Genomic DNA, 11,635 nt, shown 5'->3' with positions numbered 1-11,635 from the left:
CTATCATCAGCTCGGAGCACAACACCTCGATGCATATCCGTCGAAGATAGGGCTCAAGCCGAATACCCCATCTGATGTTTTACGCTGAACCTGGTCCCTCTCAAGTTATCGCGCTTGACTGGCGCAAGACGATGCCACGGGTTGTCCAGATCCGGCGGTCCATATCCGCTGTGGCTTCACATCATCTCATCGTCACCGTGCCAACTGGGTTGCCCTCAGGGCGAATAGTCTGAGCTCTCTGTCTATGAGGCCGCCCGCGCGGCGGCTCCCGTGTTCCCAGGCTCGTAAGCCGTGCTCCTGGCCATCACCGCCCAGGCGATCCGGGCGATCTTGTTGGCCAGCGCGACGGCCACCACCTTGAACGGCTTCTTGGTCAGAAGCGACCTGGCCCAGTCCGCCAGGGCTGTCCTGGTCTTGCCCGACTTCATGCTGTAGAGCGCCGCGTGCGCGCCGACGACCAGCAGCTTGCGCAGATGCCGGTTGCCCATCTTGGAAATGGAGCCCAGCCGCGCCTTGCCGCCGGTTGAGTGCTGCCGGGGCACGAGGCCGAGATAGGCGGCGAACTCCCGACCGCCCTGGAACAGGCTGGCGTCTGGAACACTGGCCGAGAGACAGGAAGCGACAATCGGACCAATGCCGGGGATGGTGGCCAGCCTGAGGCTGACCGGATGGTTCTGTTGCAGCTTTGAAGCTTGCTCCGCCTGAGCTACGACAGGCGGAGGCTGAGTGGGGATGAAAGTGAAGCAAGGTAACAAGAACCCGTTTAAGGGTCGGCAGTTCACAGCGGAGATCATCCTGTGGGCGGTGCGCTGGTATCTGCAGTTCCCCGATCAGTTACCGCGATCTCGAGCGCATGTTGGCTGATCGTGGCATTCAGGTTGACCACACGACTTTGTTTCGGTGGATCCAGGCTTACGCTCCCGAACTGGACAAGCGCATCCGTCCGCACCTCCGCATGATGAACGGCTCGTGGCGTGTCGACGAAACATACATTCGGGTGAAAGGAGAATGGGTGTATCTCTACCGCGCCGTCGATGCTCGCGGGCAAACCATCGACTTTCTACTCTCACCCAAGCGGGACGCAGCGGCGGCAAGACGCTTCTTCCGGAAAGCGCTGAAGCAGCCGCATACGGTCAATCCGCGAACCATCACGGTCGACAAGAACGCTGCCTATCCCATTGCGACGAAGGCTATGAAACGTGCCGGCGAGCTCTGGCGGTTTGCTAAACTCCGGCAGGTGAAACTTCTGAACAACATCGTCGAGCAGGATCACCGGCGCATCAAGCGGTTGGTCCGGCCAGGGCTAGGCTTCACGAGCTTCGTGACGGCCAACCAGACGATTGCGGGCTATGAGGCGATGGCGATGATCCGCAAGGGACAGGTCGTAAGTGCACCAGCGAATGACATGGGCGCTCAGCGCGACTTCATTGCTACCCTGTTCGGCGTAGTCGCAAAACTAGCGCTCGCGTCTCGCCTTCGGTTGATCTACGTCAGCCGTTGCAACAGAACCTCCGTTGTCATCTTTGTCAGTACAAGACTCAAGATCACTGCGCCGGAACCACTAATGAGACGACCCGCCAAAGCGCCAACATAGGTATCGCTCAGTCCCATCAACGCTCCACCCACGGCCATAAGGAAGAGACTCGCTACGCCGAGGGACCGGTCGCCAAAGCGTCTGAGGACGAGACCACCGGGAAGAGCCAAGATGATGCCGGGGACCATATAAAGGCCAATGAGAGTGCCGATCTCAGAGAATCCGATTGCCAAATCCTGTCTGAGAAAGGGTGCTGTGGAAGCAACGGTCTGAAATTGAAAGGCGAAGGTCGTCCGCGCAAAGAACAGAAGGTCTAGTATGTGCCAGCGGTTCGTGAGCATGGGCTGTCCTGAGCATGACTTGATCGGAAAGTACCATGAGAACAATCTTCGACACGGTTTGTGGAGATGGACTGTTCGGAATAGTCAGCCATTCCACCATCCATGAAAGTATCGCAGGGCAGCCCGCTTGTTCATCATTCGTTCGGCATCCTCTGGCATTCAGAAAGCCAATGAGCTTCAAGCGGGGAGAGCAGGAATGTTCGGCCAATCACATTCGCATAGGGTCTGGCGGATGATGAGCGCGCTGATAGATGCTCGGCCAGAATGGGCTGATCAAGAGACGTTTGAGGCCGACCGGGAGAAGATGCTCCAACACGGCACCTCTATCGGTATGAGCGTCGAAGAGCTTATGAGGATCACCGATCCTGACGTAATCCTGGGGTTATGGACAGCGGCTGTGGTCAAGGAGGTGGAGGAGTAGGGAGAGGAAGACCTCCGCTCGCCTTGGAACAATCAGGACATCTAGCCAGCCTATGGCAATCTCCTGCGTGCATTTTGGATGAGAGAATACCCCGATTATATCGGTACGAGGCCGTTAATCCCCGAGTGACTGTCGGAAAAGCCGCTGCCGAAAAGCCGCCCACGTCCGCATACCCCAAACCGTGGAGTGACCAATCGGCTCGCGCAGAAAACGCCACGTCATACGAAGCTCCCTGGCCTGCAGAGGATCACTAGCCCAATAGGTTCATGTTAGGTGTATGTGCCGGGGAGCACCTTCTCAACGCGGAGGCGGATTTTGCGGTAGCACTCACAGGCGGTCTGTTCGAGAGCAGCGCGGTCGGTGACGACGATGCCGCCTCGGCGTTGTTCAATCAGGCCAGTGGTTTGAAGGGTTCGCAAAACAGTGCTCACCGTGGAGCGTTGGACACCAAGCATCTCGGCCAGTGTTTCATGGGTCAGGGGCAGGATGTCCCGATCCATCCGGTCATGGATGCTGAGAAGCCAGCGGCAGCAGCGGGCCTCAACCGGGTGAAGAGTATTGCAGGCCATGGTGTGAAACGTTTGGGCGAGCAGCGCCTCGTTGAAAGCGGCCACCATCCGTCGCAGCCGGGAGCGCAACACGAGAACCCTACCCATCTGTTCAACCGGTATCCGCGAGGCGGTGCCCGAGATCAGGACCACATAGCGTCCGAGGGCTTCACCGCTGACAAAGGCGCTCAGGAGGCCAGCCAGCGCCTCTCGCCCGAACAGCGCCACCTCGGCCACACGCCCGTCCTCCATGACTTCAACAAGGGACACGATGGCATCGTGCGGGAAGTAAGTGTATCGAATGGCTTCGCCAGCCTCGTAGAGCACTGCGCACTTTGGTAGGTTTACGATCTCAAGGTGCGGTTCAATAGCGGCAAAGTCTGCCGGTTCTAGCGCGGCGAGAAGCCGGTTGGCTCGATGACCTTGCTGCGGAATTTTTGCCATGATACGGCTACATCGCTCCTATAGGTCTATGAGCGTAACGCGGAAGAGTAAGCTTAAGCTTATCACGAACAGGTGAAGGCTGAAGGTACGTTTGAGTTACTTGGGCCCTGAGTAGGTGTCCCATACCTCTGGGTTGGACATCCGGGTGTCGTTCATTCCGAATGGGGGGCATATGATGTTCAGCCAATCACACTCCTATAGGGTTTGGTGGATGATGAACGCCTTGATCGACGCCCGCCCTGAGTGGGCACGCTGTGATGCACGCGAATGGGAATTCTGGTCTCACACGGAACAATCGTCTTCCGTCAAGATTGACTGCATCGCGACGCCGTAGCGGGAGAATGACCTTGGGGATTTGCCTCACCTTGTATGCCTGAATGCCTTCACCGAGGCCCAACAGGAACTAGAGCGTGCTCGGCGCAGGTATGCTGAGGCTGCGTTTGCTCTTACCATGGCTCGGGAGAAACTGGATCAGGTCGTTGATACTGCGTTCGAGCAGCAGAGCTTTAGTCCGATTGAAGCTCTCTTTCGCGAGGAAGAAGCGGCGCTCAAGATCTATCAGCAGGCAAGTGGGAGCCTTGTAACGATAGAGGCACGATGGTTCGCCTTGCGAGCCGCTTTGGCCCACGAGCAGGAGGTGATGATGTTGGGAGGGCTGCCGCATCATCGACTGCATTGATTACGCCGACCTTCTGCCTCGCGGAAAGGGAACTGTCAGCACGGACTGCCCGATCTCATCGACAACCTCGACAGCCATCCCAGCCAGCAGTTCAGGTGGATCGTTGCACCAAGCCTCGTATAGCTCGTGCGCTACTTTCAGAGCTTCCGTGCGCGCAGCTTCACAGTTGGGTAGATCTGTGCCGTGATAGTCTTTGTTGTAAAGACCTTGGGTATTATGGATGTCGAGATAGTATAAAGGCATAGGATCGGCCTACAGATTAATAATTTCTCATAGCGAATCCAACGGTCAACGCGGGATCTATCATCAAAATAGATCATCTTTGTTGCATTTAACGGCATGTTTGTGCCGTCTCTCTTGGGACGGGAGTTGAGTTTTGTTCAATGCGTGCTCAGTCCGCTAAAAATATACGGGCGGTTCTCTCGAATTTTGGGAACCGCCCGTGGTGACTCTTAGGTCCTGTTAGGTCTTGAGCCAGTCGAGAGCAGCGGCGAGACAGAGTATGCCCATGAACGATGAGGCCGTCTTCTCGTAGCGGGTTGCAACAGCCCGCCACTCCTTCAACCTCGCCCAGAGCCGCTCGACAACATTGCGATTGTTGTAAATCCAGTTCGGACAGGCGACCGGTGCCTCATTGGACTTGGTCGGGATCGCCGGTCTCGCACCGAGGCTCCAGATGTGCTCGCGGAAGCTGTGACTGGAATAGCCACGATCAGCCACCACCCAGGCGGGCACCCCCGACAGGCTGTCGAGCAGCGGAATGGCGTCAGGCAACTCATGTGCCTGACCCGGTGCAATCCGAAACGCGATCGCGCGTCCCAAGCCGTCGGCGATCACGCAAGCCTTGGTGCCATAGCCGCCACGCGATCGGCCAAGTGCTTCACGATCGTCTCGTTGAGTTTGAGAGCCCCTTTTCGGCGCGCTCCGGCGGCTTTCTGGTGCGCACGCACACTGGTGCCGTCGAGGAACGTCATTCCAAGCTGGATGCCGCGCGCCTGCGCCAGGGTGAGCAGACGCTCCCAGACACCCAGGCGAGCCCAGCGGATGAAGGTCTGAGCGGCCCGCCACCAAGGGCCCAGTTCAACGGGCACAGAGCGCCATTTGGCGCCATTCTGATGCCGCCAGAGGATCGCCTCCATCGTGCGACGCAGATCGTGCGGTGGGGTTTTGCCCCTCGGACGGCACTGCTCCACCAGCGGCTCCAGCATCGCCCATTGTGCATCCGTCAGCATGGCTCCTCCTCAAACAGGACGAGCAAAACGCCTCCAGGTGCAAAGGGTTCAAGCCCTAACAGGCCGTAGTCACACGTCATTGACGTTGATCCGGATTGCCCGGCAATTTCTTTCAGATTGTAGAGCGGAAGGATGCCTCCAACGCTTAATCTGACGGTTGGGAGGCGAGCTTCAGCCCTGGCGGTATCGTTATCCTAGCCTCCATTTGCTCAGGCCGGGGCGGGAGCCCGGCCATTGTGCCGGTAAGACCAGCCGCTGTTAGGAACCCGCTTAAGCGGTCGATCTGGTCTATTCCTGTTAGTGGGATTTCTCTGTTCGAGAGGTTGCCCACCACATGACCAAAACAGTAGTTGGCTCATGGTTTCAGCTTGGCAGAAAAGAAAAGGCCCGAACGACTGCCGGGCCTTGGCACCCACAGTCTGTCTAAGACAGGCAAGGGATGCACCTACTGTGAATTCTTTCTGACGGCCAGGAAACGCAGCCGCAAGGCTGCCGTTCCAATCTTGGCGACGGACGCTGCCAAAACAGGTGCGAAGCCGACCGCGAGAAGATGCTTCGTTACGGCACCTCTACCGGCATCAGTGTCGAGGAGCTTTTCAGGATCACCGATATTGGGTGGCCCTGGGTTATGAACGGCGGCAGTGGCGAAGGATGGGGAAGCGTGAGGCAATACTGCTTAGGAGGGCAAGCCAGCGCCTCGTAGCTCGTCACAGAACTGTCCAAGCACCGGGGCGTTCGGGATGATGCGATACGTGGGTGCGACTACCTTAAATTGTTGTGCAGTCACTTGGGCATCGGTGGTTCTGCCCAGGCGCATCAGACTGACGATCCTTATTAGGAACGAGGGTGTATGGTTCGGGTAAACCTGTAATGCTCGACGGGTCCAGCCGACAGCATCCTCGTACTCGCCCTTCATCATGTGAGCCCCGGCTCTTCCCGCGAGCGGCATCACACTTAGTGGATCAAAGGGTGACAACCGCAGGGCACGCTCAGATAGAGCTATCGAGCGATCATAGTTACCCGCCCAGGTGTTAATCACTGAGCCATGACCGTGTGCATGTGCGGAACTTGGATTGAGCATGATGGCCCGGTCGATCATGTCCAACGAAGTCTCGTAGTCCCGTGTCACAAGCGCAAGGGCGATAGCCGTGTGAGCAAGCGTCGTCGCATCGTCAGTCTGGAGCTCCTGAACGGCACGAGCGTGCCGAAGCATTGCATCTTTGTATGGCTCTGGAAGACTACCTTCCCAAAGAGACTTCGCGAAGTAGCACCATGCGGCCACCCCATGCGCTTCTGCGTATTTGGAATCGATCTTTAGAGCATGGTCGATGAGTTCCAGCGCAGCGGCCCGACTTTCCAAGCCTTGTTCATACATATGAGCGAGTGCTTGCAGGTAATAATCATAGGCGTTCAGGTCATCTGGGCGCTTGCGCTGAACACGCTTGATCTCGGCCTTTCGCAAGCTCGGCTCCATAGCGGCAATCACACTTTGGGCGATCTCATCCTGCACATCAAAAATATCGGTCAGATCGCGGTCATAGCGTTCGGCCCAAATGTGGGCTCCGGTCGCAGCCTCAACTAGCTGACCAGTGATGCGGACGCGGGCTCCTGCCTTTCGAACTGAGCCTTCAAGGACGTAACGCACTCCAAGTTGGCGACCAATCTGCTGCACGTTCGCAGCTTGATCTTTGAACGCGAAGGTAGAGTTTCGGGCTATCACAAACAGCCAGCGGAGGTGAGATAGTGCTGTTATTAGATCCTCGGTCATGCCATCAGCGAAGTAACTCTGTTCAGGATCGCCGCTCATGTTGGTGAATGGCAGGACAGCAATGGAGGGCTTATCGGGCAGTGGAAGCGGTTTGGCCTGCTGTGCCCCGCTTGGGGCGAGTGAGGGTGTCTTTAGGGCGTAAGCTCGGATCGGCTCCTCGATGTTCTTGACTCTCTGTGGCCCGAGATCCGTGAAGGCAAGGGACAGGGCCTTACGTACATACTCATAAGTAGCCTCTGAAATGCAGACGCCGCCCGGATCAGCAATCCCTTCCAGACGTGCGGCAATATTCACGCTATCCCCGAGAAGATCACCTGCCCGCACCATGACATCGCCAACATGAACCCCAATCCTGAACTGAAGGCGTTCCCTTTCGGGCTTGTTCTGACTGTCCAACACCAACCGATTTTGTATCTCTACCGCGCACTGGACGGCATCAATGGCGCTGGGGAACTCAGCCAACACGCTATCCCCAGCGGTGTTGGCAATGCGACCGCCATGCTCGGCAATGATCCGGTCCATGATGTCGCGATGACCACTCAGGGCGCGAAGCGTCCCGACCTCATCCTGCTCCATCAGTCGCGAGTAGCCTGCCACATCGGCGGCAAAGATCGCGGCCAGCCGCCTCTCGACCTTGTTCTCCTGCCGATCCATCAGACCCTCGTGCAGTTCGGGACAGATTCTGATGCGAGAGAAATGGGGTGTCCAGCCAGTATGAAGATTGGCTGGAACTGACCGGCAAAAGCAAGCGCCGCCACCCTGGTGAAGGTTTGCCGTGAGAAATACCTTTTGCGGACAGGGCGGCACCTTCCCATCGAAGTTTTCATGACGTGACCTCGGTTCGCCTCAAGGCCCACTCAAGAGCCTCCTCAAGGCGGTCATCACCCCAGAAGACTTCCCCTGCTACCACGAAGTGCGGGGAGCCGAAGAGCCGAAGGCGATGCGCCTCCTCGACACTCTCCTCCATTATCCGGGTCGTCTCAGCCGACAATGCTTGGGCGATCACGGCATCGGGCGCGCGCCCCATTCCCTTGAGGAAGGCCGCCATGTTGTCGTCCAGTCCCGGCGGCTTGTGGTCGATGAACCAAGCGCGGTAGTACGTCCTCATGTACTCCGGGCACCACCCCTCATCAGCCGCCACTAGCGCAACACGCAGCGCCCTCAGGTCTGGCTCGACGGGATACGGCGGCTCGGACGTATAGGGGATGCCGAGCCGCTCGGCCCGCCGCTCGATGTCTCGCCACATATACCGGCGCTTCGCCGTTTCAGGCGGGAAGGGCGTGACGCCGGTTTCCTTCAGGATCACACGCAGGTTGTACGGTCTCCACCGTACGGGCACGCCTGCCTCAGCAGCCCTCGCCTCGATCCGGTTCACCGTGAGATAGGTGTAGGTGGAGCCGGTAAAGAAGTAGAAGTCGAGGGGCTGCGCCATAAGGAGTCTCTGTTCAAAAAGCCTGGATCGACCGTCGGACTTAGCTGGCCGCGAAGCCTTGCCGACTGGCCGTGCCATACCGAGTGACAGTATCGAACGCTTAGGCGCAGATGCTTCCTGCAAAGAAGTGGTAGCTCCCTCGCTGGCGTTACTGTGAAACGTAGCTCGCAGGGAGGCAAGAGCACTTGCCGCACGGATCGGACATACGGATCAGCCTTGATGGCTTTTGCTACCGAATGCCGCCAGTCTCCGTGGGTGGTTGTCCGTATCGGTTGCAATCTTTGCAACCGACAGGGCTCATATCGGCTTGCCCGGCTGGCGGCAAAATTCGGCCGTGAGATCTCGCTTGACGATCTGCTTGACCGGCTGGCTGCTGATTGCCCGTGGCGCAGACACCCTGGCGAACGGCCACCCGGCAAATACCACCCGAAATGCCATGCCTGTTTTGTGGACCTGATGTTCAACCGACCACCTCCCGATCTACCGCCACTCATGCGGCGGCTCAGGGTCATTGAGGGTGGCAAGGATTGAGCTAGTGGCAGACGCAGCATGGGCGCTGGGACAGCTTCATAGGTGGAGACCTCGTTTAGCTTCTCTATGTGCTTGCCTGAAGCTGAGCCGTATCCTCAGAACCCAGGAAAAACAACGGCCTCTGGATGTGTGGGGAGCGCATGAAACGGACCTCCGCTACCACCAAATTAGCTTGCCTTGTCAATCACTTAGCGGGCTTTTTTATTGCCTTTGTGCTGGGGGTTGCAACCCCTAACAGTCGGCTTCATACAACACGGATGAAACACGAACGGAGTGTTCGGTACACACTCCTACTTCGACAAGCATATTCGTCGTTAAACGTTTCTTCCGGCAGCCCGTGATGCCTGACGATCTCCGCTCCCCGATCAAGCACTACTTGGTCCTGCACCGGATCGACCCGGAGCAGGGCACCCGGCGCTTCTACTCGCTGATGATTGAGCGCGACCTGTTCGGCACCGTGCGGCTCGTCCGGAATTGGGGCCGGATCGGCACCAACGGGCAAGAGAAGGTTGAGGAATTCGCCGGCGATCTCGAGGCCGGTCAGACGCTGGAGAAGATAGCCGCGGCCAAGCGCCAGCGAGGGTATCGGGACTTGTAACGCCTACGAAAAAACCCTGCCCATTGCGGGGCAGGGTTAGTTCTCCTCGCCTTCGGAGGCTTCCGAAAACAGAACCAGTAGCGCACACGGCACCTGCTGTGTCAAATCCACGAAGTGTTAACGTCTCGGTAAGCATAGTTGCAGCCTGGGCCTCAACAAGCGGGGCCTAAACTGGAGCGGTGTTGTATCTTTGTCATAGCCTTTCTTTCCCGCCTCTCCATAATCTGTCTCAAGATCTTCTCGTCCTAAGGATTCTCCTCATGAAAACCCGTCTTCTCGGCCTGCTCGCTGCCACGGCCCTCGCCACCGCCGGCATCTCCGCCGCTTCTGCTGCTGACCTGCCATCACGCGCCGCTCCGGCTCCCATTTACGCTCCCGTCCCGGTCTTCACCTGGACCGGCTTCTACGTCGGTGCCCAGGTCGGCTATGGCTGGAATGCCAACGACAACGACATCGTTCTCCCGAGCGGCTTCGTGGTGCAGAGCGGCGATTTCGGTGACAGCGGCGACGGCTTCCTGGCCGGTGTCCATGCTGGTTACAACTACCAGCTCGGCTCGTTCGTGATCGGCGTTGAAGGCGATGTCGAAGGCGTGTTCGGCGACGACGACGATGACCTGGTCATTGTTGGCCCCGACGGCGTCGTGTTCACGAACTACGGCTTCGCTGGCAATGCTCTCGACTGGCAGGGCTCGATTCGCGCTCGCGCCGGTTTCGCGTTTGACCGTGCTTTGATCTACGCGACCGGTGGTTTCGCCTTCGCAGGCGTGTCGGGCAGCTTCGGTCTGCTCGACAGCGGCGACGACAACCTGACCGGTTGGACGCTGGGTGCTGGTATCGAATATGCCTTCACCAACAACCTGACCACCCGTCTGGAATACCGTTACACCAGCTATGAGGGTGGTGATAACTTCTTCGACAATGTCTCGCTCGGCAGCAACGACATTGAATTCCACACGGTTCGTGCTGGCCTCAGCTACAAGTTCAGCACCTACTAAGATCTGTCTTCCACAGAGACAGAAAAGGCCCAGGTTAACACCCGGGCCTTTTTCGTTTCAGGTGGAGGAAAGAGGAAACGATGCGGCCAGGCCCTCGAGAAGATCGCAGCCCTAAAGCGCCGGCGAGGGGTTAGCACCACGGCCGCCGGGCGCCGTCCCATCGCCGCGCCAAACCCGCTTTAATGAGCGTGGCGCCCACTGATTGCCCGTCGCGCACGATGACGCGGAGCTTGCGCCCGTATCGGTCCTCATCCCGGCCGGCAATCGGACGGGCAGGGGTATAGGTATCGGTGCCTAGGCCAACCGCGCCGGTGGGGAATACGGTGGGGACGAAGCTGGAAACGGCCGGTTTGCCCTCGGAAGTATGGCGGAGTGTGCCCCCGCCATACCGGCACCAAAGGCGATGTGGCAACCAAGTTGAAATGTCGCTTGAGGCGCAAAGTCAAAGTGTCAGTCAGGCCGTGTGAGACGGAGCCTGGGACGGCGGCGCGCAGACTGCCCGATCGGAGCGCCGCCGGCCCAGGCGTTCGGGCTTGGGCTGAGACTTGGCGACCTGCGCCAAACGATCCGCGCGATCTTTCATCAAGCCCGCCTTCTGGCTCGCGCGGCGGGGGCCTGCCCCAACGCCGGACGGAACGGGCCGGGCATCCTGGCGCTCCTTGATCCACGCCAGCACCTCGCCCAGCCGCTTGTTCTCGACAATCGCCGCATGATTGACCCGCTGCAGCTTGTCGAACACCCCATAGGCCAGCGGCAGCCCCTTCCAGCGGATCTCCAGCCGTCCATCGGGAAAGTCAAAGATCTCCACCAACTGACCCACCAGCCGCGCCGTGATCTCGCTCGGATGCAGCGTGAACTTCATCCGGTTGTAGTGCACGACCAGCTGCCGGGAGACCCGCCGCGTCTCGCGCCAGCACAGGATGTCACCGAGATCGTTCATCCCGTCCAGCGGCCGGTGCAGATCCCGATCCCGCGCCGGCGGCCGGGCGAACTTGCTGTTGTAGCTCGCGATGAAGCCGGGCAGGAACGCATTGCCGGCCTCCAGATCGCTGATGCCGGCCAGCCGCAGCTCCTTGACCAGCCGGTCCTGCAAGGTGGCATGCGCCCGTTCA

At 58.8% G+C, this 11,635-nt stretch carries 10 protein-coding genes and 4 pseudogenes; 5 read left to right on the top strand and 9 right to left on the bottom strand.

The window, feature by feature from the left end:
- Nucleotides 1-242: 242 nt before the first annotated feature.
- Nucleotides 243-677 (bottom strand): annotated as a pseudogene (locus tag ILT44_RS28380) (transposase); the annotation flags it as partial.
- Nucleotides 678-732: 55 nt separating this feature from the next.
- Here ILT44_RS28380 and ILT44_RS28375 point away from each other — a divergent pair.
- Nucleotides 733-1,453, top strand: a pseudogene (locus tag ILT44_RS28375) (IS6 family transposase); the annotation flags it as partial.
- A 32-nt stretch (nt 1,454-1,485) separates the two neighbouring features.
- On the opposite strand, the gene ILT44_RS32045 reads toward ILT44_RS28375, so the two are convergent.
- Nucleotides 1,486-1,875: an MFS transporter gene (locus tag ILT44_RS32045; RefSeq protein ID WP_204242964.1), complete on the bottom strand. Its 390-nt coding sequence runs from the start codon at nt 1,873-1,875 to the stop codon at nt 1,486-1,488.
- A 196-nt stretch (nt 1,876-2,071) separates the two neighbouring features.
- On the opposite strand from ILT44_RS32045, the gene ILT44_RS28365 reads away from it, so the two are divergent.
- Entirely contained in the window at nt 2,072-2,296 is a 225-nt protein-coding gene (locus ILT44_RS28365) for a hypothetical protein (protein ID WP_204242963.1), read from the top strand.
- Nucleotides 2,297-2,565: 269 nt separating this feature from the next.
- Here the strand turns inward: ILT44_RS28365 and ILT44_RS28360 are convergent, their stop codons facing one another.
- A complete protein-coding gene (locus ILT44_RS28360) occupies nt 2,566-3,288 on the bottom strand; it encodes a Crp/Fnr family transcriptional regulator (RefSeq protein WP_204242962.1) in 723 nt (240 codons plus the stop codon).
- Between the two features lie 451 nt (nt 3,289-3,739).
- On the opposite strand from ILT44_RS28360, the gene ILT44_RS28355 reads away from it, so the two are divergent.
- On the top strand, nt 3,740-3,967 hold the full coding sequence (locus tag ILT44_RS28355) for a hypothetical protein (protein WP_204242961.1): 228 nt from the start codon (nt 3,740-3,742) through the stop codon (nt 3,965-3,967).
- Here ILT44_RS28355 and ILT44_RS32040 read toward each other — a convergent pair whose 3' ends face one another.
- From ILT44_RS32040 to ILT44_RS28340, 4 genes are all read right to left on the bottom strand, one after another.
- Entirely contained in the window at nt 3,968-4,210 is a 243-nt protein-coding gene (locus tag ILT44_RS32040) for a DUF6894 family protein (RefSeq protein WP_372441279.1), read from the bottom strand.
- A 219-nt stretch (nt 4,211-4,429) separates the two neighbouring features.
- A protein-coding gene (locus ILT44_RS28350) for an IS5 family transposase (RefSeq protein WP_204242960.1) occupies nt 4,430-5,199 on the bottom strand; the annotation gives its coding sequence in 2 pieces (ribosomal slippage) (nt 4,430-4,878 and nt 4,878-5,199; 771 coding nt in all).
- A gap of 676 nt (nt 5,200-5,875) precedes the next feature.
- Complete coding sequence (locus ILT44_RS28345; RefSeq protein WP_204242959.1) at nt 5,876-7,621, bottom strand: adenylate/guanylate cyclase domain-containing protein; 1,746 nt, start codon at nt 7,619-7,621, stop codon at nt 5,876-5,878.
- 169 nt (nt 7,622-7,790) lie between these two features.
- Nucleotides 7,791-8,399, bottom strand: a complete 609-nt coding sequence (locus ILT44_RS28340) for a 2-hydroxychromene-2-carboxylate isomerase (protein ID WP_204242958.1) — start codon at nt 8,397-8,399, stop codon at nt 7,791-7,793.
- Between the two features lie 871 nt (nt 8,400-9,270).
- On the opposite strand from ILT44_RS28340, the gene ILT44_RS28335 reads away from it, so the two are divergent.
- Complete coding sequence (locus ILT44_RS28335) at nt 9,271-9,528, top strand: WGR domain-containing protein (protein WP_204242957.1); 258 nt, start codon at nt 9,271-9,273, stop codon at nt 9,526-9,528.
- A 260-nt stretch (nt 9,529-9,788) separates the two neighbouring features.
- Nucleotides 9,789-10,523 (top strand): outer membrane protein, encoded by a 735-nt coding sequence (locus ILT44_RS28330; RefSeq protein WP_204242956.1) that lies wholly within the window; start codon nt 9,789-9,791, stop codon nt 10,521-10,523.
- Between the two features lie 130 nt (nt 10,524-10,653).
- On the opposite strand, the pseudogene ILT44_RS31280 reads toward ILT44_RS28330, so the two are convergent.
- Nucleotides 10,654-10,782 (bottom strand): annotated as a pseudogene (locus tag ILT44_RS31280) (thermonuclease family protein); the annotation flags it as partial.
- A gap of 195 nt (nt 10,783-10,977) precedes the next feature.
- Nucleotides 10,978-11,635, bottom strand: a pseudogene (locus ILT44_RS31815) (ISNCY family transposase); the annotation flags it as partial.

The sequence above is a fragment of the Microvirga arvi genome (assembly GCF_016892765.1).
Classification (GTDB): domain Bacteria; phylum Pseudomonadota; class Alphaproteobacteria; order Rhizobiales; family Beijerinckiaceae; genus Microvirga; species Microvirga arvi.
The sequence above is the reverse complement of the archived record's forward strand: the minus strand, read 5'-3'. Positions and strand labels throughout refer to the sequence as shown.

What these genes read in the sequence shown, in the direction of transcription:
- ILT44_RS32045 (WP_204242964.1), bottom strand. Translation starts at nt 1,875, where the DNA reads ATGCTCACGAACCGCTGGCACATACTAGACCTTCTGTTCTTTGCGCGG.
- ILT44_RS28365 (WP_204242963.1), top strand. Translation starts at nt 2,072, where the DNA reads ATGTTCGGCCAATCACATTCGCATAGGGTCTGGCGGATGATGAGCGCG.
- ILT44_RS28360 (WP_204242962.1), bottom strand. Translation starts at nt 3,288, where the DNA reads ATGGCAAAAATTCCGCAGCAAGGTCATCGAGCCAACCGGCTTCTCGCC.
- ILT44_RS28355 (WP_204242961.1), top strand. Translation starts at nt 3,740, where the DNA reads ATGGCTCGGGAGAAACTGGATCAGGTCGTTGATACTGCGTTCGAGCAG.
- ILT44_RS32040 (WP_372441279.1), bottom strand. Translation starts at nt 4,210, where the DNA reads ATGCCTTTATACTATCTCGACATCCATAATACCCAAGGTCTTTACAAC.
- ILT44_RS28345 (WP_204242959.1), bottom strand. Translation starts at nt 7,621, where the DNA reads ATGGATCGGCAGGAGAACAAGGTCGAGAGGCGGCTGGCCGCGATCTTT.
- ILT44_RS28340 (WP_204242958.1), bottom strand. Translation starts at nt 8,399, where the DNA reads ATGGCGCAGCCCCTCGACTTCTACTTCTTTACCGGCTCCACCTACACC.
- ILT44_RS28335 (WP_204242957.1), top strand. Translation starts at nt 9,271, where the DNA reads ATGCCTGACGATCTCCGCTCCCCGATCAAGCACTACTTGGTCCTGCAC.
- ILT44_RS28330 (WP_204242956.1), top strand. Translation starts at nt 9,789, where the DNA reads ATGAAAACCCGTCTTCTCGGCCTGCTCGCTGCCACGGCCCTCGCCACC.